The organism is Pseudomonas sp. KB_15 (assembly GCF_052114525.1).
Lineage (GTDB): Bacteria > Pseudomonadota > Gammaproteobacteria > Pseudomonadales > Pseudomonadaceae > Aquipseudomonas.
The window spans coordinates 100,023-127,019 of record NZ_JBFREX010000007.1 but is presented as its reverse complement, the minus strand read 5'-3'; the positions used below and the strand labels follow the sequence as shown (position 1 = coordinate 127,019).

At 60.1% G+C, this 26,997-nt stretch carries 27 protein-coding genes; 12 read left to right on the top strand and 15 right to left on the bottom strand.

Annotated elements, in window-relative coordinates; translation table 11 throughout:
* The first annotated feature begins 16 nt into the window (after positions 1 to 16).
* Positions 17 to 361 carry a YciI family protein gene (locus tag AB4Z35_RS10685; protein WP_007985194.1) on the top strand — a complete coding sequence of 115 codons (345 nt, stop codon included), beginning with the start codon at positions 17 to 19 and terminating at the stop codon, positions 359 to 361.
* Position 362: 1 nt separating this feature from the next.
* Entirely contained in the window at positions 363 to 1,598 is a 1,236-nt protein-coding gene (locus AB4Z35_RS10680) for an RNA polymerase sigma factor (protein WP_442096968.1), read from the top strand.
* Between the two features lie 101 nt (positions 1,599 to 1,699).
* Here AB4Z35_RS10680 and AB4Z35_RS10675 read toward each other — a convergent pair whose 3' ends face one another.
* Complete coding sequence (locus AB4Z35_RS10675; RefSeq protein WP_442096966.1) at positions 1,700 to 2,554, bottom strand: LysR family transcriptional regulator; 855 nt, start codon at positions 2,552 to 2,554, stop codon at positions 1,700 to 1,702.
* A 90-nt stretch (positions 2,555 to 2,644) separates the two neighbouring features.
* On the opposite strand from AB4Z35_RS10675, the gene AB4Z35_RS10670 reads away from it, so the two are divergent.
* Positions 2,645 to 3,079 (top strand): multidrug/biocide efflux PACE transporter, encoded by a 435-nt coding sequence (locus AB4Z35_RS10670; RefSeq protein WP_442096964.1) that lies wholly within the window; start codon positions 2,645 to 2,647, stop codon positions 3,077 to 3,079.
* A gap of 81 nt (positions 3,080 to 3,160) precedes the next feature.
* On the opposite strand, the gene AB4Z35_RS10665 is transcribed toward AB4Z35_RS10670, so the two are convergent.
* Positions 3,161 to 3,919, bottom strand: coding sequence for an SDR family NAD(P)-dependent oxidoreductase (locus AB4Z35_RS10665; RefSeq protein ID WP_442096962.1), 759 nt, complete (start codon positions 3,917 to 3,919; stop codon positions 3,161 to 3,163).
* A 122-nt stretch (positions 3,920 to 4,041) separates the two neighbouring features.
* Between AB4Z35_RS10665 and AB4Z35_RS10660 the strand changes: the two genes are divergently transcribed.
* Positions 4,042 to 4,938: a LysR family transcriptional regulator gene (locus AB4Z35_RS10660; RefSeq protein ID WP_442096960.1), complete on the top strand. Its 897-nt coding sequence runs from the start codon at positions 4,042 to 4,044 to the stop codon at positions 4,936 to 4,938.
* A 120-nt stretch (positions 4,939 to 5,058) separates the two neighbouring features.
* On the opposite strand, the gene AB4Z35_RS10655 is transcribed toward AB4Z35_RS10660, so the two are convergent.
* Positions 5,059 to 6,672: an inorganic phosphate transporter gene (locus tag AB4Z35_RS10655; protein ID WP_007997754.1), complete on the bottom strand. Its 1,614-nt coding sequence runs from the start codon at positions 6,670 to 6,672 to the stop codon at positions 5,059 to 5,061.
* Positions 6,673 to 6,902: 230 nt separating this feature from the next.
* Positions 6,903 to 7,925 carry a transporter gene (locus AB4Z35_RS10650; protein ID WP_442096958.1) on the bottom strand — a complete coding sequence of 341 codons (1,023 nt, stop codon included), beginning with the start codon at positions 7,923 to 7,925 and terminating at the stop codon, positions 6,903 to 6,905.
* A gap of 435 nt (positions 7,926 to 8,360) precedes the next feature.
* Between AB4Z35_RS10650 and AB4Z35_RS10645 the strand changes: the two genes are divergently transcribed.
* A complete protein-coding gene (locus AB4Z35_RS10645) occupies positions 8,361 to 9,986 on the top strand; it encodes a methyl-accepting chemotaxis protein (protein ID WP_442096956.1) in 1,626 nt (541 codons plus the stop codon).
* 60 nt (positions 9,987 to 10,046) lie between these two features.
* Here AB4Z35_RS10645 and AB4Z35_RS10640 read toward each other — a convergent pair whose 3' ends face one another.
* Entirely contained in the window at positions 10,047 to 10,352 is a 306-nt protein-coding gene (locus AB4Z35_RS10640; RefSeq protein WP_007998894.1) for a PepSY domain-containing protein, read from the bottom strand.
* A 206-nt stretch (positions 10,353 to 10,558) separates the two neighbouring features.
* Positions 10,559 to 11,692 (bottom strand): glycerophosphodiester phosphodiesterase, encoded by a 1,134-nt coding sequence (locus AB4Z35_RS10635; RefSeq protein WP_442096953.1) that lies wholly within the window; start codon positions 11,690 to 11,692, stop codon positions 10,559 to 10,561.
* Between the two features lie 211 nt (positions 11,693 to 11,903).
* Here AB4Z35_RS10635 and AB4Z35_RS10630 point away from each other — a divergent pair, with 211 nt between their 5' ends.
* Positions 11,904 to 12,230 (top strand): DUF2025 family protein, encoded by a 327-nt coding sequence (locus AB4Z35_RS10630; RefSeq protein WP_442096951.1) that lies wholly within the window; start codon positions 11,904 to 11,906, stop codon positions 12,228 to 12,230.
* A 142-nt stretch (positions 12,231 to 12,372) separates the two neighbouring features.
* Here the strand turns inward: AB4Z35_RS10630 and AB4Z35_RS10625 are convergent, their stop codons facing one another.
* Both AB4Z35_RS10625 and AB4Z35_RS10620 read right to left on the bottom strand, forming a co-directional pair.
* Positions 12,373 to 12,696, bottom strand: a complete 324-nt coding sequence (locus AB4Z35_RS10625) for an antibiotic biosynthesis monooxygenase family protein (protein ID WP_442096949.1) — start codon at positions 12,694 to 12,696, stop codon at positions 12,373 to 12,375.
* Complete coding sequence (locus AB4Z35_RS10620; protein ID WP_442096990.1) at positions 12,693 to 13,400, bottom strand: CTP synthase C-terminal region-related (seleno)protein; 708 nt, start codon at positions 13,398 to 13,400, stop codon at positions 12,693 to 12,695. Before AB4Z35_RS10620 ends, AB4Z35_RS10625 begins: the two co-directional genes overlap by 4 nt.
* A 15-nt stretch (positions 13,401 to 13,415) precedes the next feature.
* Here AB4Z35_RS10620 and AB4Z35_RS10615 point away from each other — a divergent pair, with 15 nt between their 5' ends.
* Complete coding sequence (locus AB4Z35_RS10615) at positions 13,416 to 14,357, top strand: LysR family transcriptional regulator (RefSeq protein WP_442096947.1); 942 nt, start codon at positions 13,416 to 13,418, stop codon at positions 14,355 to 14,357.
* A 6-nt stretch (positions 14,358 to 14,363) separates the two neighbouring features.
* On the opposite strand, the gene AB4Z35_RS10610 is transcribed toward AB4Z35_RS10615, so the two are convergent.
* The gene (locus AB4Z35_RS10610; RefSeq protein ID WP_442096945.1) at positions 14,364 to 14,897 is read right to left on the bottom strand and encodes a DUF1003 domain-containing protein; all 534 of its coding nucleotides are present in this window, start codon (positions 14,895 to 14,897) and stop codon (positions 14,364 to 14,366) included.
* A 124-nt stretch (positions 14,898 to 15,021) separates the two neighbouring features.
* On the bottom strand, positions 15,022 to 15,633 hold the full coding sequence (locus tag AB4Z35_RS10605) for a TetR/AcrR family transcriptional regulator (protein WP_442096943.1): 612 nt from the start codon (positions 15,631 to 15,633) through the stop codon (positions 15,022 to 15,024).
* A 216-nt stretch (positions 15,634 to 15,849) separates the two neighbouring features.
* On the opposite strand from AB4Z35_RS10605, the gene AB4Z35_RS10600 reads away from it, so the two are divergent.
* Entirely contained in the window at positions 15,850 to 16,911 is a 1,062-nt protein-coding gene (locus AB4Z35_RS10600; protein WP_442096941.1) for an MBL fold metallo-hydrolase, read from the top strand.
* A 23-nt stretch (positions 16,912 to 16,934) separates the two neighbouring features.
* Here AB4Z35_RS10600 and AB4Z35_RS10595 read toward each other — a convergent pair whose 3' ends face one another.
* Genes AB4Z35_RS10595 through AB4Z35_RS10585 form a run of 3 tightly spaced genes read right to left on the bottom strand, consistent with a single transcriptional unit; the run spans position 16,935 to position 17,974 of the window.
* Positions 16,935 to 17,255 carry a helix-turn-helix domain-containing protein gene (locus AB4Z35_RS10595; RefSeq protein ID WP_032829830.1) on the bottom strand — a complete coding sequence of 107 codons (321 nt, stop codon included), beginning with the start codon at positions 17,253 to 17,255 and terminating at the stop codon, positions 16,935 to 16,937.
* Positions 17,248 to 17,610 carry a type II toxin-antitoxin system RelE/ParE family toxin gene (locus AB4Z35_RS10590; protein ID WP_116261923.1) on the bottom strand — a complete coding sequence of 121 codons (363 nt, stop codon included), beginning with the start codon at positions 17,608 to 17,610 and terminating at the stop codon, positions 17,248 to 17,250. Before AB4Z35_RS10590 ends, AB4Z35_RS10595 begins: the two co-directional genes overlap by 8 nt.
* A gap of 46 nt (positions 17,611 to 17,656) precedes the next feature.
* Entirely contained in the window at positions 17,657 to 17,974 is a 318-nt protein-coding gene (locus tag AB4Z35_RS10585; protein ID WP_007998876.1) for a helix-turn-helix transcriptional regulator, read from the bottom strand.
* A 242-nt stretch (positions 17,975 to 18,216) separates the two neighbouring features.
* On the opposite strand from AB4Z35_RS10585, the gene AB4Z35_RS10580 reads away from it, so the two are divergent.
* Together AB4Z35_RS10580 and AB4Z35_RS10575 are read left to right on the top strand one after the other, a co-directional pair.
* Positions 18,217 to 18,579: a hypothetical protein gene (locus AB4Z35_RS10580; RefSeq protein WP_442096939.1), complete on the top strand. Its 363-nt coding sequence runs from the start codon at positions 18,217 to 18,219 to the stop codon at positions 18,577 to 18,579.
* A 34-nt stretch (positions 18,580 to 18,613) separates the two neighbouring features.
* Positions 18,614 to 19,303, top strand: coding sequence for a DUF6933 domain-containing protein (locus tag AB4Z35_RS10575; RefSeq protein WP_442096938.1), 690 nt, complete (start codon positions 18,614 to 18,616; stop codon positions 19,301 to 19,303).
* Between the two features lie 19 nt (positions 19,304 to 19,322).
* Here the strand turns inward: AB4Z35_RS10575 and AB4Z35_RS10570 are convergent, their stop codons facing one another.
* Positions 19,323 to 20,288, bottom strand: a complete 966-nt coding sequence (locus tag AB4Z35_RS10570; protein ID WP_442096936.1) for a hypothetical protein — start codon at positions 20,286 to 20,288, stop codon at positions 19,323 to 19,325.
* 244 nt (positions 20,289 to 20,532) lie between these two features.
* Here AB4Z35_RS10570 and AB4Z35_RS10565 point away from each other — a divergent pair, with 244 nt between their 5' ends.
* Together AB4Z35_RS10565 and AB4Z35_RS10560 are read left to right on the top strand one after the other, a co-directional pair.
* Positions 20,533 to 22,299, top strand: a complete 1,767-nt coding sequence (locus AB4Z35_RS10565) for a SulP family inorganic anion transporter (protein WP_442096935.1) — start codon at positions 20,533 to 20,535, stop codon at positions 22,297 to 22,299.
* Positions 22,300 to 22,472: 173 nt separating this feature from the next.
* Complete coding sequence (locus tag AB4Z35_RS10560; RefSeq protein WP_442096934.1) at positions 22,473 to 25,976, top strand: alkaline phosphatase family protein; 3,504 nt, start codon at positions 22,473 to 22,475, stop codon at positions 25,974 to 25,976.
* 306 nt (positions 25,977 to 26,282) lie between these two features.
* Here the strand turns inward: AB4Z35_RS10560 and AB4Z35_RS10555 are convergent, their stop codons facing one another.
* Positions 26,283 to 26,996, bottom strand: a complete 714-nt coding sequence (locus AB4Z35_RS10555; RefSeq protein WP_442096933.1) for an HNH endonuclease — start codon at positions 26,994 to 26,996, stop codon at positions 26,283 to 26,285.
* Position 26,997 lies beyond the last annotated feature (1 nt).

Genomic DNA, 26,997 nt, shown 5'->3' with positions numbered 1-26,997 from the left:
CGATAAGGAGAGCGTGATGAAGTATCTATGCCTGGTCTACAGCGATGAGCGCCTGCTGCATTCGCTGCCGGAAAGCCCGAAGGACGAAGAGTGCATGGCCTATGCCGAGTCGATCCAGGGCAGTGGCCGGATGGTCGCCGCCGAGGCGCTGGAGTCGGTGCAGACCGCCACCACCGTGCGCATGCGCAACGGCAAGATGTCGATCACCGACGGGCCATTCGCTGAAACCAAGGAGCAGTTGGCCGGCTTTTACCTGATCGATGCCAGGGACCTCAACGAAGCCATCCAGGTCGCCGGGAACATTCCGGCGGCCCGGGTCGGCAGTGTCGAAGTGCGCCCCGTTCGGCAGTTGAATCCTTAAGATGCCGGGGCTGCCGGTTCAGGCGCAGGTCGAGCGGGTCTACCGCGAAGACTCGCGGCGGATTCTCGCGACTCTGATTCGTTTGCTGGGGGATTTCGACCTCGCCGAAGAAGCCTTGCACGAGGCGTTTTTCATCGCGGTCGAGCGTTGGCAGCGTGACGGCGTGCCGGACAATCCGCGGGCCTGGCTGGTGTCCACCGGGCGCTTCAAGGCCATCGATGCCTTGCGTCGGCGTGCGCGTTTTGCCGCGTCGCAGCCCTTGCTGATCGCGCAACTGGAAGAGCTGGAGCAGGCAGACTGGAGTGATGAAGACGTGGAAGACGATCGCCTGCGGCTGATCTTCACTTGTTGCCACCCGGCCCTGGCGGCGGACGCGCAAGTGCCGCTGACGCTGCGGGAAGTCTGCGACCTGACCACGGAAGAAATCGCCCGGGCCTTTCTCTCGGCCCCGGCCACCATCGCCCAGCGCATCGTGCGCGCCAAAGCGAAGATCCGCGACGCGAAAATCCCTTATCAAGTGCCGACGCTGGCTGAGTTGCCCGAGCGCCTGGACAGTGTATTGCGGGTGATTTATCTGGTGTTCAACGAGGGTTATTCGGCGTCCGTCGGGGTCGAACTGATCCGCGAGGAATTGACCCGCGAAGCGATCCGTCTCGGTCGGTTACTGGTGGAACTGTTGCCGGAGCCTGAGGTGATGGGTTTGCTGGCGTTGATGCTGCTGCACGAGTCGCGACGCCCGGCCAGGACTTCCGCGAGCGGCGAGCTGATTGTCCTGGACGAGCAGGACCGTTCGCTGTGGGACGCCGGGTTGATCACTGAAGGCTGCGCGCTGATCGAGCACGCGCTGGGCATGGGGCGATTCGGACCCTATTGCCTGCAAGCGGCGATCGCGGCGGTGCATGCTGAAGCCTCGACGGCGGGGGAAACCGATTGGCCGCAGATTGTCGGCCTGTATGACGTCCTGCTGAGGGTGGTGCCGTCACCGGTGATCGAGTTGAATCGTGCGGCGGCGATTTCGCAAAGGGATGGGCCGCTGGCGGGGCTGACGTTGGTCGACGCCATTCTGGGGCGGGGTGAACTGCTGGATTACCACCTGGCGCATTCGGCGCGGGCGGAGTTTTGTCGGCAACTGGGCCGCAAGCAAGAAGCGCGAGAGGCGTGGGAACGGGCGCTGGAGCTGACCCGGCAAGAGCCGGAGCGGCGGTTTATCGAGGCGCGGTTGCAAGCGTTAGGTTGATGTGACCTTGCGGGCCTCTTCGCGGGCAAGCCCGCTCCCACAGGGATTGATGGCGTACTCGATACCTGTGGGAGCGGGCTTGCTCGCGAATGGCCGCGCCGCTATTCCAGCATCTTGCCCAGCAACCAGCTCCCCGCCGGCCCCGGCGGATTCAGCCGCGACCACAACGCATCCACCGACACCGTTTTCGGCCAGCCGCGCACCACCAGTTCCTGCAGCGTGCCGGGTCCGAACCGCTCGACCAGCCATCGCGGCAATGGCGCCCAGCCAAATCCACCCTGGGCCATTTCCAGCAGCATCAGATAACTCGGCGCCGACCAGACGCGGCCCTTGGCCCGACTTTCATAGGGATTGATGATGGTAGCCAGACGTAGCTCACGGTGCTGCTGCAGTACGTCCTGATCGACGTAGTCCAGCGTCGCCAACGGGTGTGCCGGGGACACGAACAAGGCGATTTCCGTGCGCTCGTCCACCGTCGAGCTGACCAGGTCCGGCGGGTAGCTGTCCTGCATTTCGGCAAAGGCCATGTGCGCCCGGCCGCTTTGCACCAGTGACATCAGGTCATCGCATTCGGCGATCAGGCATTCCAGTTCGAGGTCGGGGTAACGCTGTTCGAAGGCGCTGAGTGACGCCTCGAAGCGGTCCGATTGATAGGTATCGGACAGCGCCACCGTCAGTTTCGCTTCCACCCCTTGGGACAGTTGGCGGGCGGTCATTTCCAGGCGACTGGTGGCGGCCAGGATGTCTTCGGCCCGTTGCAGCATGACGTGCCCGGCCGGGGTCAGTCCGGGTTTGCGGCTGCTGCGGTCGAACAACGTCAGGTTCAGATCGATTTCCAGGCTGGCCACTGCCGCGCTGATGGTCGACTGGCTGCGGCCCAGCTTGCGCGCCGCAGCGGAAAACGAGCCTTGGGTTGCCGCTTCGACAAACGCCAGCAACACTTCGTGAGAAGCCATGAACTATCGCCTTGATCGATGGTTATTGGTTATGAAGTATCGGCGTGATGACCGATCATGGCAACCACAGTCACTCAAGGGAGTCTGGCCATGAGCGCCAACAAGTCCATTACTGAACGTATTTTCCAAGCCATCGGTTTCGAACTGCTGGCCATCCTGATCTGTACCCCGTTGCTGGCCTGGATCATGAAGAAACCGATGCTGGAAATGGGCACGGTCACCGTCCTCATCGCCGCTCTGGCCCTCGCCTGGAACGTGGTCTTCAACGGTATGTTCGACCGAGTGCTCAAGCGCTTCGCCATCGCCCACAACGCCTGGGTTCGTGTCGTGCATGCCTTGTTGTTCGAAGGCGGACTGGTCGCCCTTGGCGTGCCGCTGATTGCCTGGTGGCTGAGTGTCAGCCTGTGGCAGGCGTTCCTGCTGGACATCGGCGTGTTGCTGTTCTTCCTGCCGTACACCTATGTCTACCACTGGGGGTATGACGTGGTTCGGGAGCGGGTGTTGATGACTCGCGAGGTTTGCTGAGTAGCGCGTGAGCCAGGCTTTTTGTGGCGAGGGAGCAAGCTCCCTCGCCACAGGGTTTTCCAACAGCCGTCGTTACTCGTGTTACAAAAACATCCCCCCCGACGCCTCGATACGCTGGCCATTGATCCACTGGCTGCCCGGCGCCAGCAGTAGCGCAATCGCGGCGCCGATGTCATCCGGCAAACCGGCGCGACCCAGGGCGGTGTTGTTCGCCACCAGCGTGTTCAACCCGGGGTTGTCGCGCACGGCGCCACCGCCGAAATCGGTTTCAATCGCACCCGGTGCGAGGATATTCACCGCGATGTTGCGCGCGCCGAGTTCCTTGGCCTGGTAGCGGGTCAACACTTCCATCGCGCCTTTCATCGCCGCGTAGGCGCTGTGGCCCGGCAGGCTGAAACGGGTCAGGCCACTGGAAATGTTGACGATGCGGCCGCCGTCATTGAGCAATGGCAACAAGGTCTGCGTGAGGAAAAACGGCCCCTTGAGTTGGATGTTCACCAACAGATCGAACTGTTCGACGGTGGTGTCGACGAAGTTGGCGTGCAGGCCGATCCCGGCGTTGTTGACCAGAAAATCGAAGCGCTCGCGCCCGAAGTGGCTCTGCAGGACCTTCGCGACTTCGCTGCCGAAGGCGCCGAAATGCTCGCTCCGGGCAACGTCCAGTTGCAGCATGGCGGCGCGACCGCCCAGGCTTTCAATCTCGGCCACCAGAGCCTGCGCCTCATCGGCGCGGCTGTTATAGGTGCCGATGATGTCGATGCCTTGGGCGACCAGGTGCAGGGCTGCGTTTTTGCCGAGGCCGCGGCTGGCGCCGGTGATCAGTGCGATTTTACGGTTCATGGGACTTCCTCAGGTGCAGTGGGCGGTTGATGTGAGGAAGTTTATTTATCCGCTGAGGGGTGATAAACAGAGTTAAACCGGAATCACTGGTCGGATAATCCGAACAATTAATGAGCAGGCTGATGAACAAACTGGAACTGTTGCGCACCTTTATCCGTGTCAGCGAGATGTCGAGTTTCACCCTGGCCGGAGAAAGCCTGGGCCTGCCTCGATCAACGGTGTCGGAGCATGTGCAGGCACTGGAGGCATTGCTCGGAACACGGCTGTTGCAACGCACCACGCGTAAAGTGCAGGCGACCCAGGATGGCCTGGTGTTGTATGAGCGCAGCAAGGATCTGCTGTCGCACATGGACGAAATCGAGGGTTTGTTTCGCCAGGACGAGGCGTCGCTGGTCGGGCGCATTCGCATCGACCTGCCGAACATTCTCGCTCGTCGGGTGGTGATGCCGCGCCTGCCGGAGTTCATGGCGCGGCACCCGCTGCTTGAACTGGAAATCAGCAGCACCGACCGCCGGGTCGATCTGCTCGCCGAAGGCTTCGATTGCGTGCTGCGCATCGGCGCCCAGCCGGATCAATCGGTGGTGGCACGACAGCTGTGTGACTTCACCATGGTCAACTGCGCCAGCCCTGCGTATTTGCAGCGCTATGGCGTGCCTGAGCGGCTGGAGGATCTGGCACGGCATCGGCTGGTGCACTACGTCGGCGTTTTGGGCGCGCGTTCGGAAGGCTTTGTGTACGTCGACAAGGGGCAGGTGCAGCGACTGCCGATGGCCGGCAGTGTCACGGTCAACAGCACCGATGCCTATGAGGCTGCATGCGTGGGTGGTTTCGGCCTGATTCAGGCGCCGAGAATGGGCATGCGGCAATACCTGCAAAGCGGTGAACTGGTCGAGGTGTTGTCGCCGTTCAATGCGCCGTCCATGGAGGCGTCGCTGCTCTATGCCCGGCAGCGGCATTTGCCGTTGCGGGTGAGGGTGTTCATGGATTGGCTGGGGGAAGTGATCCGCTCAGAAGTCTGAGACAGGCCCAGGGCCCTGTGGGAGCGAGCTTGCTCGCGATGGCGGTCTTTCATACAACATCTCTGTTGGCTGACAGGGCCTCATCGCGAGCAAGCTCGCTCCCACAGGGAATTGCGGTGTTTAGAAGAGTTGGGTGAACAACCAGTACAAGCTACCCGACAGCAGGATCGCCGCCGGCAAGGTCAGCACCCAGGCCATCAGCAGGTTGCGGATGGTCTTCATCTGCAAGCCGCCACCGTTGGCGACCATGGTCCCGGCCACGCCCGAGGACAGCACGTGGGTAGTCGACACCGGCAGGCCGAACATGTCGGCGGCGCCGATGGTCAGCATCGCCACGGTTTCTGCCGAGGCGCCCTGGGCGTAGGTCAGGTGGGTCTTGCCGATTTTCTCGCCGACGGTCACCACGATGCGCTTCCAGCCGACCATGGTGCCCAGGCCCAGGGCGATGGCCACGGCGATTTTCACCCACAACGGAATGAACCGCGTGGAGTTGTCGATCTGTTGCTTGAACAATTGCAGCTTGCCGTTGGTGTCGGCGTCGAAATTGCCGACCTTGTTCTTGTCCATCAGGCGAATGGTTTCGCTGCTCAAATACATGTCGTTACGCACGTTGCCCACGGCCTCGGCCGGGACTTTCGACAGCGAGCCATAACCCTTGACCTGGGCACCGATGCTGCCGGTCAGCGCAGCAAGCGCCGGCACCAGTTGCGAGGTCGCTTCCTTGCTGCGCACGTATTCGGACAGCACCGCGCGCGGGTCGGCCGGGGCCGGCAGGGGAGCCGCCTTGACCAGCGCTTGCTGGGTCACTTCGGCGACCGCTGCGAACTGCAGCGCTTGATCGGCCGGCATGGTGCGGTTCAGTGCGTAAGCCATCGGCAGCGTGCCCACCAGAATCAGCATGATCAGGCCCATGCCTTTCTGGCCGTCGTTCGAACCGTGGGCGAAGGACACGCCGGTGCAGGTCACGATCAGCAGGCCGCGAATCCACCATGGCGGCGGGGTCTCGCCCTTTGGCTCCTTGTACAGCGCACGATTCTTGACGAACGCGCGCAGGGCCAGCAACAGCAGCGCGGCACAGCCGAAACCGACCAGTGGCGAGAGCAGCAGCGCATAACCGATCTTGGTTGCCTGGGCCCAGTCCACACCGCTGGTGCCGTCGCGGCCATGCATCAGGGCGTTGGCCACGCCGACCCCGATGATCGAACCGATCAGGGTGTGCGATGACGACGCCGGCAGCCCCAGCCACCAGGTACCGAGGTTCCACAGGATCGCTGCGATCAGCAGGGCGAAGATCATCGCGAAACCGGCCGACGAGCCGACTTGCAGGATCAGCTCCACCGGCAGCAGGGCAATAATGCCGAACGCCACCGCGCCGCTGGACAGCAGCACCCCGAGGAAGTTGAAGAAACCGGACCAGACCACCGCAACGTTCGGCGGCAGCGAGTTGGTGTAAATCACCGTGGCCACTGCGTTGGCGGTGTCATGGAAGCCGTTGACGAACTCAAAGCCCAGGGCGATCAAAAGCGCCACGCCCAGCAGCAGGAACGGCGTCCAGGTGGTCACCACCGTGCCGAGTTCGTTCATGTCGTGCATCAGGCTGTAAGCGGTAAACAACAAGCCGATGGCCAGCACGGCAAAAAACACCACGATGGTGAGCAGGCCGGGTTTTTTGTCGAATTGCGGTTTGGCACTACTGGCCGGCGCCGGGGCGGCGGTGAAGGAGGGCGTAGCCATCACGGACATTCCTGAGGAGGGAAGGAGTATCAGTGATAATCGTTGCCAATTGTTACAGGGAGACTGCTCTGGATCAGTGTTTGGGTTTTTTGCAGCCCGCTGATCTGAAGCCGAGCACTTAACCCTGTAGGAGCGAGCCTGCTCGCGATAGCGTCCCGACAGCCAACATTTATGTTGGATGAACTGACCTCATCGCGAGCAGGCTCGCTCCTACAGAGTTGCAGGGATGTTCAATAATCCTGCTGCTTGCGAAACGCCCAGCGCCCTGCGATCACGGTAAAGGTCGCGACCAGCGCCACCAGGATCCAGAAACCTTCCGGATCACCGGCCAGCGGAATGCCGCCGACGTTCATGCCGAAGAAACCGGCGATGATGTTGATCGGCAGCGCCAGCACTGTCACCACCGTCAGGGTGAACAGCGTGCGGTTGGTCTGTTCGTTGATATTGGCGGCGATCTCTTCCTGCAACAGCTTGATCCGCTCACCCAGCGCTGTGAGGTCGTTGATGATCAGCGCAAACTCTTCGGTGGATTTGCGCAGCTCTTTCACGTCTTCCTTTTGCAGCCATTGCGGCGGCCGGTTGAGCAGGCGCAGCAACGAGCCCGGCTCCAGCGCCAGCAGCCGTTGCAAACGCACCAGTACCCGACGATTGGCGCCCAGTTCAGCACGGTTGGTCGACAGCCGCGAAGAGAGCAATTCATCTTCGATCTGATCCACACTCTGACTGGTCTTGCGCACGATCTGGGTCAGCACTTCACCCTGGTCGCGCAACAGATGCACCAGCAGCTCCAACGGGGAGMGAAAGCATTCCCGGGCCTTCACCGACGAGCGCAGTTTGTCCACCGAGTGCAGCGGTTGCAGGCGGGCGCTGATGATCAGCCGGCTGCGGGCGCATACCCACAGCGTCGAGACATCCGACGACACCAGGTTGCTGAGGTTGAACACCACGTCGTTGACCACCGCCAGCAGCGCCGAATCGACATGCTCGATGCGCGTCGAGCGTGAGCCTTCGTGCAGCGCTTCGAAAAACTCCTCGGGCAATTCCAGATGACTCTTCATCCAGCGTTCGCACGCGGCATGGGCGAGGTTCAGGTGCAGCCAGAGAAATTGCTCGTCGCTTTGCGGTTGTTGCAGGTACTGCAAGGCCTCGGCGGAATTGATTTCCCGACCGGCCTCACCGGGGCGAAAGCTGAAACCGTAAAGCAGGCCGAACAGATCCGTGTCGCGATGGCTTTGATCGATGCTGTGGTTCATGAGGACTCGCAAGGGGAGGGCTCTATCGCTCTTGTGTAGCAGCTGGCGAAGCCTGCGTTCGGCTCGGGCCGCGTTCGGACGCAGCAGTCGTCAACTTGAACACGCGGTCTTCCAATGGAAATGCATTGCCTGATTTCACGACTGCTACGCAGCCGAACGCAGGCTTCGCCAGCTGCTACGGACACGTTGTGGCTGGTTTACGGGTTCACTTGAGCGGCATCATCGCAAGCCGGGATGACGTTTTTGTGACAGGAAAATAACGCTAACGAATGCTCTACCGGCGGTCGGAATGCTCTCAAGAATCGCTCTGTCTCGCCGATCACGCTTGGGTTGAGTTGCGCGGCGCAGGCTTCGGCCGTGATCGCAGACAGGGATGTCCGGACACCTTTCACGCCTTACCGGGGCGTGCCTCATTCCTGTCATGAGTACCATCCGATGCTTTTGCAAAAGTCCCTGAGAGCACAAATTCTCGCCCTGCTGAGCGGCAGCCTGCTGGCGATGCTGTTGATCGCCCTGGCGTGCTTTCACTTCCTGTCCAGCGGCGTGCAGAGCTACGCCAATCTGATCGAAGGCCCGTTGCATACCTCGCAATTGATCGATGAAGCCAACCTGCAATTCAAGGTGCAGGTGCAGGAATGGAAAAACGTACTGTTGCGTGGCAAGCAACCGGCGGACCTGGGCAAGTACTGGGGGCAATTCGAAGACCGTCAGCGCGACGTGCAAAACATCCTCGGCGAACTGGCCGGGCAGAAGGGCATCGAACCGCAACTCAAGCGCCGCATCGAGCGCCTGCGTGACGAACATCGCCAGTTGGGCGCGGCCTATCAGAAGGGCCGGGACGCGTTCGTGGCCGCCGGTGGTGACCCGACGGCGGGCGACACGGCGGTCAAGGGCGTGGACCGCGCGGTCAGCGATCAGATGAGTGAACTGGTCAGCGAGCTACGCAAGCAGGGCGCCGAGCAATCGACATTGATCAATGCCAGTGCCGATCGCACGGTGTTGCTGGGGCTTGTTGTGATGCTGGTGTCGGGGCTGCTGATCGGTCTGCTGAGCCTGTGGCTGGTCAACCGCAACCTGGTCGAGCCGATCCGCAAACTGATCGAATACGTGGCGCAACTCAGCCAGGGTCGTTTTGCCGAGCGCGTGGCCAGCACCCGTCAGGACGAGTTGGGCAAACTGGCGATGGCCGCCAACACCCTGCGCGATTTCCTTGCCGAAACCTTCAGTCGTTTGCAGCGCAGCGCCTCGGACCTGGACAGCGCCAGCGGTGAGTTGAACTCGATCGCCACCGTGATGGCCGGCGGTACCAACGAGCAGTTCAACCGCACCGACCAGGTGGCCACGGCGATGAACGAAATGTCCGCTACCGCACAGGAAGTCGCCCGTCATGCCGCCGAAGCGGCGCGGGCGGCCGACGATGCCGACCAGTCCGCCCAGCAGGGCGAGAAAGTCATGCAGGGCACCATCCACACCATCACCCGGATGCGTGGCGAAATCGCCAACACCGCCACGGTCATCCGCCAACTGGAAACCGATAGCGGGCGCATCGGCAAGGTCCTGGAAGTGATTCGCGGCATCGCTGAGCAGACCAACCTGCTGGCGCTCAACGCAGCCATCGAGGCGGCTCGTGCCGGTGAGGCCGGACGCGGTTTCGCGGTGGTGGCCGATGAGGTGCGTAGCCTGGCCCAGCGCACGGCGGCGTCGATCATCGAGATCAACCAGATCATCCAGACCGTGCAGACCGGTGCAATCGAAGCGGCCCAGGCGATTGAAAGCGGTCAGTCGCGCAGCGAAGAAAGCGTGCAGCAAGTGACCGAGGCCGGCGCCATGCTTGAACGCATCACCCTGGCCGTGGAAGCCATCCGCGACATGAACCGCCAGATCGCCACCGCTGCCGAAGAACAGACCTCGGTGGCCGAAGACATCTCGCGCAACCTCACCGAGATCACCAGCATCGCCAGCACCAATCTGGACAACGTGCAGCGCACTGAAGCGGCCAGCAATAACCTGCACGGTTTGTCGGGGCAGTTGAATGAGGTGACGGCGCGCCTGAGCGCTTGAATCCAGGATGCACAAAAGCCGCACGACTTCTCAATCGTGCGGCTTTTGTGCGTTTCAGGATCAAGTGTCCTGTTTGTTTTTCAGGACCTTGCCGTTGGAGGCATCRATGTCCACATCCCACTCGAGGTTCTTGGCGTCACGCAGTTCGACTTCGTACTCGTAACCGTTGAAGTAGTTGTCCAGTTCGGTTTTGGTGATCGTTGCACCCGGGTGCAGATCCAGTGCGATCTTGTTCAGATCTTCCAGCGGCTTGATCTTGCCGTCCTTGACCAGTTGCGGGATCTCATCGACCCGGACATCGGCCTGGGCCAGACCCGCGATGAGGGTCAGGGTTGCAGCGGTAAACAAAGCAGTCAGGGTCTTCATGGGCTTCTTTCCTTGGGTGATCTGTTCAAGTGGGACCAGGCTAGCTTGTGTAACTTAATCCACCCTTAAAACCCTCGACATGTCCTGCATCAATTCCGGTAGGAGCGAGCCTGCTCGCGAAAGCGGAGTGTCAGTCAACGTTGATGTTGAAGCTCAAGGCCCTATCGCGAGCAAGCTCGCTCCCACAGGTTTTGTGCAACAACACATCAATACCCGTTGTTCTGCAGCAATTGCGCCACGCTGGCCGCCGCCGGGCGTTTATAGAACTTCAACAACTCGCTGGCGCGATTGGTGAAAATACCGTCGACACCGGCGTCCATGACTTTCTGGTAATCCACGGCATCGTCGATGGTGTAGACGTGCACCAGCAGGCCCTGGTTGTGGGTGTACTGGTTCATCCACGGTTGCACCAGGTCCGAGTAACTCTGGTCGCCACCCTGGGTCAGTGCGGCGGACGGGCCGGTGCCGATGGCGCCCTGGGCCTTGGCGTAGTCGACCCAGTGCTGGAATTCGGCGTGGTCCTTCGGTTCCTGTCTGGCGTAGTAGGCGGCTTTATCCTTCTCGCCGGACTCGGCAAAGGTCACTTTGGACTTGGGCTCGATACTGCCTTCACCCACCCACAGCAAAAGGATTTTCGGCACYTKCGGCATCTCTTTTTGCAGCAGTTCGAGACTGCTCTTCTCGAAGGTTTGCAGGACCACCTTGCCATTGCCCTGACCGACCGCCAGCTCGCTTTTCGCCAGCTTCGACTCCGTCGGGCTCAGCCAGCCTCGGGCCTGAAGTTTTTCCTTGAGGTCGTGTTCGATGCCGGGAAACTGCTTGGGCTCCTTTGTCTCGATGTACAGCCCGGGCTTGTGCAGGGCGTTGCCCTCGGCGATGTCGATGATTTCATCAAGGGTCAGAATCTTCAGACCGGCGAAGGCAGGTCGTGCGCGATCCGGGTACGCGGCATTGAACCAGCTGCCTGCATCCAGGGTTTTCAGTTCGGCCATGGTGAACGCGTTGGCCGGGCTGTCTTTGCGCTCGGGGAATTTGCTGGCGACATCGGTGGTGCGTTGCAGGTTGTTGTCGTGCAGGGCAAACAGCACGCCATCCTTGCTGCGCTGCAGATCCAGTTCCAGGTAATCGGCGCCCAGGTCGCGGGCCAGTTTGTAGGCGGCGGCGGTGGATTCCGGCGCATCGAACGATGCGCCACGGTGAGCGATCACCGCCGGATGTGGAATACCCAAACGGGTTGCCAGTGCCGTGGGATCAGGTTCGCTGGCGGCCTGTGCCTGGCTGAGGCCCAGGCTGAGCAACAGGCTCAGTAACAAGGTGCTTTTAGTAAAGGTTGCAGGCATGGTCGAGATCCTTTCGCAATGAATGTGCGGTCCCTTTTAACAATTGATCTTTGCAGGCGCTATCGCGAGACCGACATAAACCTGTTTAAAGCTGATGTTCGTCAGCGTTTTCGTGCGCTTGTTTGCAGTACGCTTGGGCCCTGCAATTTCCCCGGCAGAGGGAAACGCAGGCCCTGCGTGCAAACCAACGATCACCATTGCGGGGTTTACCATGCGCATCACTTCCCGGCTCATCTGCCAGGCTGCCGACCAACTCAAAGGCTTCGTCGGCCTCAACCGCAAGACCGGCCACTACATCGTTCGCTTCAGCGAAGACTCGTTCGGCATGGACGTGGCGGACGACGGCATCATCCCTGCCAGCGAATTCGTCTGGGCCGCGGGGCCCGGGCAGACCATGACGCTCAAGCGCGAATTGATTCAGTTGCTGCTGGACCAGAACATCGATGACCGGATCAACATCACCGAGCCGTTGCGGGTGTACATGAACCGGCGGGAAGTGCCGGAGATTTCGGCGGTTCGCAGTTTGGTTCAGGGTTGAGTTTTTGCGGTGATTTGACTGGCCTCTTCGCGAGCAAGCCCGCTCCCACAGGGTGTGTGGGTGTACGCAAGTCATGTACCCGACACAAAACACTGTGGGAGCGGGCTTGCCCGCGAAGGCGGCCTGAAGAACACCGCATCATTTACCGGCTGAACCCGTAGGCCCGCTCAACCCGGCACACCCGCGTATGACACCGCGCATACCAGGTCGAGCGCCCACGCTCGCGAATCGCACTGTGTTCCGGATGATGCTTCCACGCCAGGATTGCCGCTTCACTGGCCCAGTACGACACGGTTATTCCCAGCCCACCTTCGCCCCGAGCCGATTCCACCCCGAGAAACCCCGGCTGTTCACGGGCCAGTTCCAGCATTCGCGCAGCCGCTTCGGCGTATCCCAAATCGCCCTCGGTGCGCACCGAGGTGAAGATCACCGCGTAATAAGGCGCCGCTGGTGTATCGGCGATCATGAGGAGCGCCCCGCACAGGCTTCGACAAAGGCGCTCACCAACGGCGGCAAGATGCCCTTGAGCGCTGCTCGTTCGGGCTGAAACAAGGTCGCGACAAAGAATGGATGGCCGCTGAGTTCGACCGCGCGCAGTCCCTTTTCCGAATCGTGGCCGACGGCGTGCAGCTCGCGCTTGAGCAGCTCCCCTTCGAACTGTGGATTCACCCCATAGCGACAGCGATAGCCCTCACGAATCTCAGCGCTTTCGTACGCCTGTGCGATCAGCGAGCCTTCAGTCAAATGAATGGAATCGACGGCCTCTACCAGCGCGCACGACAATGGCGTCAGCAGCGCCCGTGCTGCATCGGGCGCCGTCTCGCCGTGTTCGGCATCCGACCAGCCCAGCACATTGCGCGCATATTCCAGCACGGCGTGTTGAAAACCGCCGCAGGTGCCGAGGAAAGGTCGCTGTTGTTCGCGGGCAAAACGGATCGCCAGCAAGGCGCCGTCCATGTTGCGATACGGGCTGGCCGGTACACACCAGAAGCCATCGAATGTGTGCAGTGGTGTCTCGGCGTGGATTTCATCGGTGGCCAGCCACTGCCATTGCAGGTTCAGGCCAGTGTGTCCGGCGATCATTTCGAGGGCGATGGGAATGGCTTGGTGGGCGGCGACTTGCGGGTCGTAGTCGCCGATCAGGGCGATGCGAATCTGACTGGTTTCCATGAGGGGCCTCGGCACTTGTTGATTCCTGAGGCCCACTATAGATTGGCGTTCACGCACTCAATATTGGCGTTTTCCCAAGTGATCAATGCAGCAACGCACTATCGACTGGACTACCCGGACCTGGCCCTGATCCTCGCCCTGGTGCGCGGCGGCTCCCTGGCTCGGGCCGCGCAGCTGCAGAAGGTGGATGTCTCGACGGTGTTTCGCGCGGTGCGCCGGCTGGAGGCTGCGCTGGGTCAGCAACTGTTCGAAAAAAGCCGCGCCGGTTACCTGCCCACCACCCTGGCGCAGTCCCTGGCCGAGCAGGCCGAGCGCGCTGAGCAGGCGCTGGAGGCGGCGCGCATCGGTGTGGAGCTGGGCGGTGAAGTGATCAGCGGCATCGTGCGCCTGACCTGTACCGATTCGGTCCTGCAAGAATTGCTGTTGCCGGCGCTGGCGCAGTTCATGCCGAACTATCCGGCGCTGACGCTCGAGCTCAGCACGTCCAATGATTTTGCCAACCTCAGCCGCCGGGATGCCGATATCGCCCTGCGCCTGACCCGCACGCCACCGGAGCATCTGGTGGGACGGCGGCTGGCGGATATTGCCTACCGCGTGTGCGCCAGCGAGCGATACCTGCAATCGGTCAATACCACAGACCTGGCCTCATTGACCTGGATCGCCCCGGATGACTTCCTGCCTGATCACCCGACCGTTACCTGGCGTCGCCAGGCCTTGCCGGGCGTAACGCCGGGCTATCGCTGCAACAGCATGCTTTCGGTTACCGGGCTGGTGAGGGCGGGGCTGGGTGTAGCAGCGTTGCCGGACTTTTTGATCGGCGACGGATTACAGCCGCTGGGCGAGCCGTTGCACGGTTACGACACCGCGCTGTGGCTGCTGACCCGGCCCGACTGCCGCGCCTTGCGCTCGGTGGTCACGTTGTTCGATGAGTTGGGGCGGGCGCTGAAACTGCCGTGAAAGCGCTCAGGCCTGTGGCTCATCCTTGCGCACGAAGTGTTGATGCATTTCCGTGGTCAGGTTTTCGATGTGCTCGGTGAGGGCTTTGGTCATCTCCGTGAGGCGGGTGTTCTGTTCAAGCAGCTCCAGCAGTTGTGCGCTGTTTTTCGCGGCTTCTGCTTGGCGCTCACTGTTGGCGGTCGCCAGCGCTTCGCGGTGCTGCGCATCGGCATCGGATTGGGCTTTGTCCCGCGCAGCCTGACGAGTCTGGGCCAACAGAATCAATGGCGCGGCATAGGCCGATTGCAGGCTGAAAGCCAGGTTGAGCAGGATGAACGGGTACGCATCGAAGTGGGTGACACCGGACAGATTGAGGCACACCCAGACCACCACGATCAGCGTTTGTGCGCCAAGAAAAGTCGGTGTGCCGAAGAACCGCGCAAAGGCTTCGGCGCGCAGGGCAAACTTGTCATTGCCAAAGGTCGGCGCCAGGTGGGCATGAGGGCGATGGAAACGCAGGTGATCAACGTGGGCGGCGGTTTCGTGGCTGGTGGTGGTCATGATGTTCTCTGTCTGGCGCTGGGACTGAGGCTCACTATAGCCTCAGTGTCGGTTTCATTCTGAAACACATGCGCCGTTCAAATCAGAGCTATCAATCGTTCGCCACCGCCGTCGAGATTGTCATTTATTGCAATTGATAGCAGGCCAGAAACATGTCCAGCGCGGACTCGGCCACCTGGCGTTGTTCTTCGGGCGATAAGCCAGGCTTGCCCATGGAAATCTGCGGCCAGAAGGCAAATGACTTGAGCAGCCCCTGCACCTGCTGTGCGGCAAAATCAGGGGTAATGGCTTTGAACCGACCGTCGGCCTGAGCGGCACGAATCCACACCGTCAGCCCTTCTTCGCGTTCGCCCATCCGGGCCACCATGTCCTGCGCCCGTTCCGGGGAATGAATCGTCGCGGCTATCGCCACCCGAGCCAGATCGAGAAAATTGTCATCACCCAACATTTGCAGCTTGGCCATCAGCAATACGCGCAATTGGTCGCGCAACGGCAAGTCGGGACGGTAGGACGTTTCCTGTTCTGCCGTCACCCGGATCCATAACTGATTGAGGATTTCGGTGAACAACTCTTCCTTGCTGGGGAAGTGGTTGTACACCGTGCGCTTCGACACGCCGGCAGTGGCCGCAATCTTGTCCATGCTGGTGATTTCGAAACCGTTGTCACGGAATTCGTTGATCGCGGCTTGAATGATCGCTTGGCGTTTTCGGTCGGTGAGGCGCTGTGGAGCTGTCATAAGTACGCTTCGGCAGGAAGAAGGGGAGAATTACACTCAGCAGTTTACTTGTCATCGACTTTGATGCAACCTAGAAACTACACTGTGCAGTGTAATGTTTTGTTAATCCTGCCCAGTAAAAAATAGAAAGTCCGGCTGATGCGTGCGTGCCTTGGCCATTTATCGTCCCAAAGCGGAGAATCGCGTCATGCGCGGTTTTTCTGGAGTCATTCAGTCATGGCCAATTCAACTTCCTCCCCGGCGGACAACGCCTCCACACCTGAAGCGTCCCGACAGGCTCAAGGGCAGTATCAAAACTTCACGCCGGTTCAACGTTTGAGCTTTGGCAAAACCATGGGCATCCTGTGGAACGCGCTGTTCCACAAACCGCAAAACACCCGCCCGAGCGCCCCCGTCCCGGTGCAAGCCCTGACTCAAGCCGCACTGATCGCTGCGCCCAACCACAGCGTCTATCGTCTGGGCCACTCCACGGTGTTGCTCAAGTTGCGCGACAAATTCTGGATCACCGACCCGGTCTTCGCCGAGCGTGCCTCGCCCGTGCAATGGGCCGGACCCAAGCGTTTCCATCAGCCGCCGATCAGCCTGGAACAATTGCCACCGATTGAAGCGGTGATCCTGTCCCACGACCACTACGACCACCTGGATCATCAGGCCGTGCTGAAGCTCGCGGACAAGACCAAATACTTCCTTACACCACTTGGCGTAGGCGATACCCTGATCAAGTGGGGCATCGACGCCAGCAAAGTCCGCCAACTGGATTGGTGGCAAGGCACGGAAGTCGATGGCATCCAGTTCATCGCCACCCCGTCGCAGCACTTCTCCGGCCGTGGCCTGTTCGACAGCAACAGCACCCTCTGGGCCTCGTGGGTGATGATCGACGGCGACACACGCATCTTCTTCAGCGGCGACAGCGGCTACTTCGACGGCTTCAAACGCATCGGCGAACAGTACGGTCCATTCGACCTGACCCTCATGGAAACCGGTGCCTACAACGTCGACTGGCCGCATGTGCACATGCAGCCTGAACAAACCTTGCAAGCCCACCTCGACCTAAAGGGGCGCTGGCTACTGCCGATCCACAACGGCACGTTCGACCTGTCGATGCACGCCTGGTACGAACCCTTCGATCGCATCCTGGCCCTGGCCTGGGAGCGCAACGTATCGATCACCACACCGCAGATGGGTGAGGCGTTCAACTTGATGCATCCGCAGCGTGGTGGTGCGTGGTGGCTGGCGGTGGAAGGGGAGAGTGATCGGGTGGTAGCTCATAACGCGTAGAGTGATTAGTTGATTTGTAGACCTCAGCTAAAAACCACTTCAATTCGGCCCTCTTTGCGTGAGCGCGGGGCCGACTTGACCACGATTTGCACATCACGCCCGAGAAGTAACAGGCACTCCATCATCTTGGCCTCACTGATCCCACGAAATTTTCCGCGCAACATTTCAGATAGCTTGGGCTGTGACAGACCTAAAATTTCGGACGCCTGAACCTGGGTCAAGTGGCGAGCCTTGATGATTTCGCCAATTTTTGCGGCCAACTGGGATTTGACTCGCATTTCATTGGCGTGGGGTGTCCCGAGGTCTTCGTAGACGTTGCCGCTGCTTTCTTCGATTTCAATCATGTTCTGATCCTTTTGCGTGTTCCTGCGCCGCTTGAAGTCTCTTCCTGATCAAATCGATGTCGCACTGCGCGGTTTTGATTCCCGTAGTCGACTTTTTCTGAAAACAGTGCAGAACATAAACGGCATTGCCAAAACGAACCGTATAAACAGCGCGATAGGTGTTCGTATCGAAGTCCTCAATCAACTCAAGGACTCCGGCACCACCAAAGCCTTTCAGTGGTTTTGCATCTGGGTGCTTCTTGCTGCTTTGGGCCAGATCAAGAGCGTGGCCAAAAACGTCCTGTACATCTGCGGGCATCTGCTTGAGATCTTTTTTACTGCTGCTAACCCACAGGAGTGGCTTCCTTGTACTCATGTGAAAATATACCTATTTTGGTATAATCGTCAATCAATGAATTGGCTCACTCCACCATCGCAAAATCCGCCCGCCCAACCGGATTCGGCGTAGACCCTTTCACATTCATCCCTCGACCCGGCGCAAACCCGGGGAAGAACACCAATCCTTCCGATTCGAACCGATAGGCCAGCGCCAGGCGCGTGACATCCAGCACCTCCTGGCGTGCCTCGAAGCGTTGAATGGCATCTACCGAGACTCGGGACTCCCGCGACAGCTCTTCCACGCTCCAGCCCAGCATCGCTCGGGCCTGGGCGCAGTGGGCCGGGGTGAATTGAAAGAGGGCGATACGTTCCAGGGTGATTTTCATCGCTTGAGAGGCCATGGTGTTCTCCGGGCTCGAGAGTGTTGGTCAAAATATACTGTGTTTTTGTACAGTTGTTTTTGACCCGGATCAAACGCAATTTTTGATGTGTGCTCTCGGCCAGACGGACGGTGATTGTCCTGACTCACCTTGGACTCTGGTTGATCGAATCGAATCATCGTTCGATTTCAGGCTTGGTACAGGCAGGTTTTTTCGCAAGAATAGGTGTTCTTACGGTTCAAGCCTTTATGCAGGAGAACGTTATGTCGATCCCTGAAAGTGACTGGAAGAAATTCAAGGAACTCCACAAACTTGCGCTCGATCGTTTCTGCCAGGGTGTCCTGGCTGATGCCGAGACGATCGCTCAACACAGTGCGCTCTCCGCTCAAGCTAGATATGGAATGCTATATCGCCTGATGCGTGATCGAGACAAAGACATCGTGCGAATTTTCGACCCCTACAGTCGCTCCAGCGCGTTCAGCTCTTTGAGTATGATGGTCAAGTTCGATTTGTTGACCGATGCGGAGTTGTCGGTGCTTAGTGAAGGGATACGGGAGGTGATTGCAGACATTGTTCGCCAGCCCTACGAGCTTGAATGGGCTTATGAGATTGTCCGGCAGAACTGACAATCCCATTACCAAACTTAACAGAGAACCCTGGATGTTGATCTTCAACTGCACCGAAGCGGCCAGCAAATTCTTCAGTCGTGTACATAAGGGCAAAACAATCACATCGGTGGAGAAACCTCCATCGGCCATCATTGAAGACGATGAGCTTGATGAGTCCACCGAACAGTGGCTGGTCCACGCCGTCACTGTTCAACGCAAACATGTGCTGTTCGCCATCCACATCCCGACTCGTTACTGCATGATCTTCGCCGATGCCAAAAAGGCCGACGTCGAGGGGTTTGTTCAACGTTTTGCTGATCGCTGGATTAGCGGGCTGATACGCCATGCAGGGCAGTTCGACATCCTTCAGTGGGTCGATGACGAGCCGATGATGGAACGCTTTCAAGAAAGCTGCGGCCAATTCATCCTGTACCGACGCAGCCATCGCAGTGCGCAAAAACACATAGATGAAATCGCCTGGATTTTTCAGGATGTCGCGGCTGACCGGGGCTCTTTACCGCCGGACGAGTTTTCGGCAGAGCGCTTCGACGGCGATATGAATGACTGCCCAAGAAACAGCAAAGGGCATAAAGACTACTACTTCCCGGACTCGGAAATGATGGCCCACTGGTTACGTCGATACTGCGGCCTCGACGAATCAGGCATCCAGACTGCACTGGATCGACGTATGGAGGTGAAACGGGAGATCTGGGCATTGCAAAGGCAACTCGATTCGCAATGAACCAACGCTACCTTTCGTATTACTTGCCCGCCAACCCCGGCGCCTCCCGCACAATAAAGTGATCCAGATTCTCAATGTTGGCGCTGAATACCCCGAACGTCTGCTCGGGGTTTTTCTTGCTCGGCACCTGCTTCAACTCGGGCGTCACGCCATAAAAGAAGCAATACAGCTCCCGACCACTCTCGATGGCGTGCTTGATCTCTTCGAGGAACGCCTTGCGCTTGCGGTAGCTGTCGATCAGCTTCTTGCTCAGGTAAACATTGACCGAGTACGGCTTTTTCTCGAACCAGACCTTTTTCTCGAAGTCGATGCGAAAGCTCTGGGTGTAGTCCTTGATCTCCTTGATCTTGCCCCAGTAGATCAGCCCCTTGTTGTCTTGCAGGTATTCGATCTTCTTGAAAAACGAGGCGTAAGGCGCGGTGTGCTCGCCAATCTTCAGCGGCACGCGCTTGAGCAAATCCTTGTCGTCGAAGTTTGAAACAAAGCATTCCACCGGGTGGGCAAAGATGCTGGTCTTGTCCGGTGCCGATTCCCTGCCCGGTTGCTCGACATTGCCTGCCACCGACGGCGTTAGCGACTCATCACGCACCCCATCCGCCGCGACCTTCGGACTGGACGGCTTACGCACATACTCACGTCGAACCAGTAACAATTCCGACGGGAAATTTTCCTCGCGACTGTCATCCGTTTCCGCCTCATCCACACCCGACGCCGGCGTCTTCAAGCTGACATAAGGGCAGCCCTCGACATGCCGCGTACTCGGCAGGTTCTTGAAGTGCGGCGTACGCACGTAATTCACATTCTTGGCGTTGAACGTGCCCAGCTCATTGGCCGCATCGAACGCCAGGCGACAGGCATCGTTGGGGCACTGGAAGTGTTCCCTGGCGGAGTCGAAATCCATCGTCTCGTCGAAATTCAGATCCCGAACGTCGTAGATCGACAACTTGTCGTTGAGGCTGAGGCAGTAGGCGAGGTCGAATTTCATGTCGGCTTCCAAATCCTTTAGATGAACAGCTTCCAGTGATGGTGCATTCGAAGCAATAGCTACACTGAGATCACTTCGATATCGCCGAGCCTGCACAGTCCATCAAAGAGGGCGGATCATGAGCGATGGTCGTTAACGATGTAGCGTGTTTACTGACTTAACGCGGCGCTCTTGAGTCCATCGCGAGCAAGCTCGCTCCTACAATATTTTTAAATGAACAGCATTACATCAACGAGGGCGGTTTATGAGCCATTCAGATGCTTCGCCCCCCCTCCCGGAGCCGGGCCGGATAGCCCGCCGGGATGAACAGACCGGTTGGCGCCGCTGGCTACCGGGACTGGGCATGCTGCGCGAATACCAATTGGCATGGTTGCGTTACGACATCGTGGCCGGCCTTGTGCTGACCACGATGCTGGTGCCCGTCGGTATCGCCTATGCGGTGGCATCGGGGGTGCCCGGCATTTATGGCCTCTACGCGACGATCGTTCCGCTGCTGTTCTATGCCTTGTTTGGCCCCAGCCGAATTCTGGTGATGGGGCCGGACTCCTCCCTGGTGGCCGTCATCCTTGCTGTCATCATTCCACTCTCCGGCGGTGACCCGCAGCGCGCCGTCGCCCTGGCAGGGATGATGGCGATCGTGTCGGGAGCGGTGTGTATCCTGGCCGGTATGGCGCGCCTGGGTTTTATTACCGAGCTTCTGTCCAAGCCGATACGCTATGGCTACATGAATGGCATCGCACTGACCGTATTGATCAGCCAGTTGCCCAAACTGTTCGGCTTTTCGATTGAGTCCGCCGGTCCATTGAGAAACCTGGGGGCCATCGCCTCGGCGCTGATGGAGGGAAAAGCCAACTGGACCGCCTTCACGGTCGGCGCGCTCACCCTGGCGGTGATCCTGCTACTCAAAAGATGGCCACGACTGCCGGGCATCCTGATCGCTGTGGTAGGCGCGACGGTCGCCGTGGGTGTACTCGATCTTGCGGCACGCGCCGGTGTGTCGGTCCTCGGTTCGCTCCCGCAAGGCTTGCCCGGGTTCGCCATCCCCTGGATCACCACCGCCGATATCGTCCCGGTTTTGATTGGTGGTTGCGCCGTCGCACTCGTTTCGTTCGCCGACACCAGCGTGCTGTCGCGGGTCTATGCGGCCCGGACCCGAACCTACGTCAACCCGAATCAGGAAATGGTGGGCCTCGGCATCGCCAACCTGGCGGCCGGTTTTTTCCAGGGCTTCCCGATCAGCAGCAGCTCGTCGCGGACGCCCGTGGCCGAGGCCGCCGGAGCCAAGACCCAAATGACAGGCGTCGTCGGCGCATTGGCGGTTGCCTTGTTGCTGGTGATGGCGCCGGACCTGCTGCAACACTTGCCGTCCAGCGCACTGGCGGCAGTCGTGATTGCATCGGCCATTGGCCTGATCGAGGTCGCCGACCTACGGCGGATCTATCGCATCCAGCGCTGGGAGTGCTGGCTATCGATTGTCTGTACGGTCGGCGTGGCCGTGTTCGGCGCGATCGAGGGTATCGGCCTGGCCATCGTGATTGCGATCATCGAATTCCTCTGGGATGGCTGGCGCCCGTACTCCGCGGTATTGGGACGCGCCGACGGGGTCAAGGGCTACCACGACATCAAACGCTATCCCGACGCACGGCTGATCCCCGGCCTGGTCCTGTTTCGCTGGGATGCGCCCTTGTTCTTTGCCAATGCCGAGCTGTTCAACGACCGAGTGCTGGACGCCGTGGCGGCATCGCCCACGCCCGTGCGCTGGCTGGTGGTCGCCGCAGAGCCGGTCACCAGCGTCGACGTGACCTCCGCCGATATGCTCGCCGAACTGGACGACACCCTGCACGCGGCGGGTATCGAGTTGTGCTTTGCCGAGATGAAGGACCCGGTCAAGGACAAGCTCAAGCGGTTCGGGTTGTTTGCGCGATTGGGTGAAACGGCGTTTTTCCCTACGGTCGGGACGGCTGTGGATAGCTATGTCGAGATGTATTCGGTGGATTGGGTGAAAGGATAGGTGCTCCCGCCATTGGACAAGCCCCCATCGCCTGACTAGCGTTGTCTGGCAGATCGAATCGCCGCATGCCTCATGGGCAAGTGCCGGGCCAAGCGGACTCTCCAGCCGTCCAAGCCTTGATTGCGGTGAAACCCGAGAGGTCGAAATCGAGACTTCACAGCAAGGAGCGCACCATGCCGAACAACTGGCCCGCCGGGATTGAGCACGTTGTCGTGTTGATGATGGAAAACCGGTCATTCGATCATTTGCTGGGGGACTACACCCGCATCAACCCGGCGTGTGACGGTATCAACCGTAACGCGCCCAGCACCAATCCATTGAAGCTGGCCAATGGCAATTCGACGGTGATCACCCAGGCGTCGGAGTTCCCGGAAAACTACAGCCTGTGGGCGCCACCGCCCCCTCTACCTCCCGCGCTACCGCCGAGCAACAGTGAGGGTTTCGACCTTGGCCATGAGTTCGTCAACGTAGAGAAACAGTTGGGCGTCTCGTTCAAGACCAGCCCGGCCAACCCCAAGCTCGATGGTTTTGCCCAGGACGCCTACGACAAGGCCCGCACGGACCTGAAGGTGTACAAAACCTGGTCGCAATCCATGGCCCAACGGGCGATGAACTACATTCCGTTCGGTGCCACGCCAGCGGGGGATACGTTGCCGGCAATCCAGGGGCTGGCGCGCAATTTCATCGTGTGTGATCGCTGGTTTTCCTCGGTGCCAGGTCCAACCTGGCCGAACCGTTTTTTTGCCATGCTCGGCAGTTGCAATGGCCACTTGCTGATGCCCTCCACCGGCACGGTACTGGCCGGCATCAAAAGCCTGATCGCACAGTTCGGCAGCGAGAGTATTTTTTCGCTGCTGCGCAACAACGGCCACGACGCGCGCATTTATTCCGACGGTGCGGTACCGCTGGCGGCGCTGGTCAAGGGTGGTTTGCAGCACCTGAGCATCGATGATTTCAAGTCGGACGTCGCCGGTAACAAACTCCCCGAGCTGTCCTGGATCGAGCCGAGCTATGGCCTGCTCAACGGTAAACTCGGGCCCAACGTGTCCCATCATCCACCGGAGGACCTGCGCTTTGGCGATCAGTTTGTCGGTGAGGTGTTCAACGCCTTGTCGGCCAATACCGCGGTCTGGAACAAAACCCTGTTCGTGCTGCTGTACGACGAACATGGCGGCTTCCATGACCACGTGGTGCCACCGACTTGCGTGGCGACCGGTTCAACGGTCGATGTCCCATGGAAAAATCCCTTCACCCGTCTCGGCGTTCGTGTTCCGGCGATCCTCGCTTCGCCGTGGCTCAAGCCAGGCTTGATACCCTGGACGGGCAACGTCCAGGCGCAGCATTACGATCACACCAGCCTGCTGGCGTTTCTTTGCGATCACTTCAAATTGCCACGCAGTGCCCTCGGCCCACGGGTGATCGCGGCGCAGCACTTCGGCAATGCGCCTATCTGGCGCGCCGCACCGGGCGTAACGGCTGCGCCAAAGCTGGCGGCCACCGTGGTGCCAAGCCGTGCTGGCTTGCCATTGATCGAGTCCGAACTGGCGACCCAAAGTCGGCAGGTGGTGGACAGCGCCACCGGTTACCTCGACGGCCTCGATCCAGAGCAGATCTGGAAGAGCAGTGCCCAATGGGTCAGTGGCTTTCTCGGCAACCGCAGCCGTGCCTTGGCTGATCCGGCTCAGGCCGCGCTCACGCCCGCCGCGCCCAGTGCGGACAGCCTTGAGGCGAAACTGCGGCGCTTGCAGGATTTGATGGTCACTGCCCAAGGGCAAGCGGTGCCTCCGGTTGCGGCGCCTGCCAGCAAAGCCTTGGCAGAACCGGGATCGGAAATCGCATCAACGCGGCTGCGCGTCCTGTGCCTGCCCGGTGTGGGGTTCACGCCGGCCAGCCAGGGGCAGGGCGGCATCGATACAAACTGGCAGGACCAATGGCGCACATTGATCCGCAATCAACTGGCGCAGAACGATCGCCTCATTGACGACCAGGACATCGACTTTCTGTGCTTCGATGAGCAACTCAAGGAAGGGCCGGATTTCGCCCAGATCACCCGGGGCCTGGCGATGCTGAGGGCCGACGCCGGGGGCAAGGCCGACGAGAATTTCGGCAGTTGGGGCCTGCCGGTCAATCAGATGCTGCGCACCACGGTTGGCGCCATCGTGCAATGGATCGAAGACGCCGATTTGCGCACTGAGTTGACTCAACATCTGCTGACGAAGATCGAGGCATTCAATCCGCAGATCATCTTCGCCCAAGGGCTGGGCAGCCTGATCGGCTACGACGCCCTGCGCCGGTCGGTAGCGAAAAAAGGTTCGGCACTCAAGCGCATCGATGGCCGCGTGTTCGTCAGCTTCGGCTCACCGATTGCACTGCCACTGGTGATGCGCGAAGTGTGGGGCGGGCGGGTCCTGCGCCTGAGCGAAAACGGCCGAGGCATCCGCCGTTGGTTCCACCTCTACAACCCCAACGACGGCTTGCTGACCCGGCCGATCACCTCGCCGGACTCGGCGCGGGTCGACCTGCAAACCGAGTTCAGCGTGCCGTTGCGCGATGACCTGCTCGACCTCAATCACGCCGCCCAGGCCTACTTGTCGTCACCCACCAGCGAGACCGGCCTCTGGCCACAACTGGCCCGCGACGTGGTGGCCGCACGCGCACTGGAAGTGCCGGCGTTCCTGTCCCGCAGCGGCCAACGCAAACGCCGCGCCCTGGTGGTCGGCATCAACGATTACCCCGACCCGAGCGCACGCCTCGACGGCTGCATCAACGACACCTACCTGATCAGCCGCATGCTCCAGGAAAGCGGCTACGACGCCGGTGATATTCGCTTGCTACACGACGCCCGAGCGACCCGGGCCAACTTCGTCGAACGCCTCGAATGGCTGGTGGAAGGCGCCCGCGCCGGCGACGAGCGCGTGTTGTTCTACTCCGGCCACGGCACCCAACTGCCGGTCTACAGCAGCAGCGGCGAAGCCGACTGCATGGACGAAACCCTGGTGCTCCACGACTTCGACTGGGACGACGAAAGCACCCACTTCACCGACAAACTGTTCCGCCAGTTCTACAGCCACCTGCCATTCGACCCGGACGGCCACGGCGCCAAACTCACCGTCATGTTCGACTGCTGCTACGCCGGCGGCATGACCCGCGGCAACGGCCGCGTGCGCGGCATCACCCCACCCAGCGACATCCGCCACCGCATGCTGCGCTGGGACCCCTACGCCGGCGACTGGGACCGCCGCGTCTACGCCGTCGACGCCGACCGCCGCGACTTCAGCGAACAAGACAACAAAACCCGCGGCCTCACCCGCACCCGCACCACCCAAGGCGCCGCCACCGGCCTGCGCCCCGAGAAAAAAGCCCAACTGCTGCGTCAGGGCAAACTCTATGGTCACCATGGGCCCTACATGCCCCTGATGCTCTACGCCGCGCGGGAAAATGAAAAAGCCAATGAGTATGAGGTGGGTTCGAACAGCTACGGCGCCTTCACTTATGCCCTAGTCGAACAACTGCGCAAATTGCATCAGGAGGATGCCACGTTGGGGTTTGATCAGTTGATTGAACGGGTGGGGAGTGTGCTGAGTGCGAGGTCGTTGGGGCAGACACCGGAGATTGTCGGGCCGAGCGGGGTGAGGGCGGCGGTGTGTCCGTGGCGGATTAGTGGGTTGGGGAAATGATGCTTTAGCGGTATCGCGGGCAAAGAAAAAGGCCGCAGGAAAATCCAGCGGCCCTGATAACACCAACGTTCCCAAGCCAGCCGCCGAACCCCTGTGGGAGCGAGCTTGCTCGCGATTCGCAAGATCAACACAACAACCAAGCCAGCCACCAACCTTGTGGCGAGGGGGCTTGCCCCCGTTGGGCTGCGAAGCAGCCCTAAAATCCGTAACTCGCGGAGTATCAGACAAACCGAATGATGCGGATTGACGACTGCTGCGCAGCCGAGCGGGGGCAAGCCCCCTCGCCACGGGTTCTGTTTTGCTCGGTTATTCGGGTTTCAACCGTTTCACCTTTGTATAAAGCGAAGCGGTGAACTCCTCCCGATCACTCGAATGGTGACAACGGCGATGACAGTTCGGGCATAGCGCTACAGCATTGCTCGGACGGTCCGAACCTTCCTGGGCCAAATGCTTAACGTGGTGAACCTCAAGAAACGGCCTGCCCGACTTTTCAAACGGAGCAGGCTTTCCACATCCTTCGCATTTACCTTCAGCCTGCTGGCGGACCCACGCTCTCACTTCCGGATCGCGAACATACGACTTTCCGCTGGACTGAGTTTGCTCTGGTTTCTCAATCCCCTTCGGCTCGACTTTAATCGGTTGTCGCTCAAGCTTTGCAGCTCGCTGCTCCAGTGTGGCCTCGTCGGCTGTCGGGACGAAGTCTTCGGGAGTCAAAGGGCCTGGAGCATTGAGTGCTTCTCGAATGCTCTTCGCAACATTAGCGCCGACATTTTTAGCGGGCTTGTAGCCCTCAATGCGTTCACGCCCGAGTTCAACTAACACGGTCGAAATGTTCTGCATCCGAAACTCAACCGAACCTTTGGTCCGACCAGCCAAAGCACCCTCGCGCAGGACGCGATTTTCATGCGCCTTGTTGATCGCCTGACCGTTCTGCTCGCGAGTAAGCATGCTGAGATAGGCATCGACCGCAGCCTGAATCTCTACCTCACTCCAATCGCCGTTGCTCTTTTCCGTATCCATA

Excerpts from the sequence above, each read along its gene's own strand:
- AB4Z35_RS10685 (WP_007985194.1), top strand. The coding sequence starts at position 17 with ATGAAGTATCTATGCCTGGTCTACAGCGATGAGCGCCTGCTGCATTCG.
- AB4Z35_RS10680 (WP_442096968.1), top strand. The coding sequence starts at position 363 with ATGCCGGGGCTGCCGGTTCAGGCGCAGGTCGAGCGGGTCTACCGCGAA.
- AB4Z35_RS10675 (WP_442096966.1), bottom strand. The coding sequence starts at position 2,554 with ATGGCTTCTCACGAAGTGTTGCTGGCGTTTGTCGAAGCGGCAACCCAA.
- AB4Z35_RS10670 (WP_442096964.1), top strand. The coding sequence starts at position 2,645 with ATGAGCGCCAACAAGTCCATTACTGAACGTATTTTCCAAGCCATCGGT.
- AB4Z35_RS10665 (WP_442096962.1), bottom strand. The coding sequence starts at position 3,919 with ATGAACCGTAAAATCGCACTGATCACCGGCGCCAGCCGCGGCCTCGGC.
- AB4Z35_RS10660 (WP_442096960.1), top strand. The coding sequence starts at position 4,042 with ATGAACAAACTGGAACTGTTGCGCACCTTTATCCGTGTCAGCGAGATG.
- AB4Z35_RS10655 (WP_007997754.1), bottom strand. The coding sequence starts at position 6,672 with ATGGCTACGCCCTCCTTCACCGCCGCCCCGGCGCCGGCCAGTAGTGCC.
- AB4Z35_RS10645 (WP_442096956.1), top strand. The coding sequence starts at position 8,361 with ATGCTTTTGCAAAAGTCCCTGAGAGCACAAATTCTCGCCCTGCTGAGC.
- AB4Z35_RS10630 (WP_442096951.1), top strand. The coding sequence starts at position 11,904 with ATGCGCATCACTTCCCGGCTCATCTGCCAGGCTGCCGACCAACTCAAA.
- AB4Z35_RS10625 (WP_442096949.1), bottom strand. The coding sequence starts at position 12,696 with ATGATCGCCGATACACCAGCGGCGCCTTATTACGCGGTGATCTTCACC.
- AB4Z35_RS10620 (WP_442096990.1), bottom strand. The coding sequence starts at position 13,400 with ATGGAAACCAGTCAGATTCGCATCGCCCTGATCGGCGACTACGACCCG.
- AB4Z35_RS10610 (WP_442096945.1), bottom strand. The coding sequence starts at position 14,897 with ATGACCACCACCAGCCACGAAACCGCCGCCCACGTTGATCACCTGCGT.
- AB4Z35_RS10605 (WP_442096943.1), bottom strand. The coding sequence starts at position 15,633 with ATGACAGCTCCACAGCGCCTCACCGACCGAAAACGCCAAGCGATCATT.
- AB4Z35_RS10600 (WP_442096941.1), top strand. The coding sequence starts at position 15,850 with ATGGCCAATTCAACTTCCTCCCCGGCGGACAACGCCTCCACACCTGAA.
- AB4Z35_RS10595 (WP_032829830.1), bottom strand. The coding sequence starts at position 17,255 with ATGATTGAAATCGAAGAAAGCAGCGGCAACGTCTACGAAGACCTCGGG.
- AB4Z35_RS10590 (WP_116261923.1), bottom strand. The coding sequence starts at position 17,610 with ATGAGTACAAGGAAGCCACTCCTGTGGGTTAGCAGCAGTAAAAAAGAT.
- AB4Z35_RS10585 (WP_007998876.1), bottom strand. The coding sequence starts at position 17,974 with ATGGCCTCTCAAGCGATGAAAATCACCCTGGAACGTATCGCCCTCTTT.
- AB4Z35_RS10580 (WP_442096939.1), top strand. The coding sequence starts at position 18,217 with ATGTCGATCCCTGAAAGTGACTGGAAGAAATTCAAGGAACTCCACAAA.
- AB4Z35_RS10575 (WP_442096938.1), top strand. The coding sequence starts at position 18,614 with ATGTTGATCTTCAACTGCACCGAAGCGGCCAGCAAATTCTTCAGTCGT.
- AB4Z35_RS10570 (WP_442096936.1), bottom strand. The coding sequence starts at position 20,288 with ATGAAATTCGACCTCGCCTACTGCCTCAGCCTCAACGACAAGTTGTCG.
- AB4Z35_RS10565 (WP_442096935.1), top strand. The coding sequence starts at position 20,533 with ATGAGCCATTCAGATGCTTCGCCCCCCCTCCCGGAGCCGGGCCGGATA.
- AB4Z35_RS10560 (WP_442096934.1), top strand. The coding sequence starts at position 22,473 with ATGCCGAACAACTGGCCCGCCGGGATTGAGCACGTTGTCGTGTTGATG.
- AB4Z35_RS10555 (WP_442096933.1), bottom strand. The coding sequence starts at position 26,996 with ATGGATACGGAAAAGAGCAACGGCGATTGGAGTGAGGTAGAGATTCAG.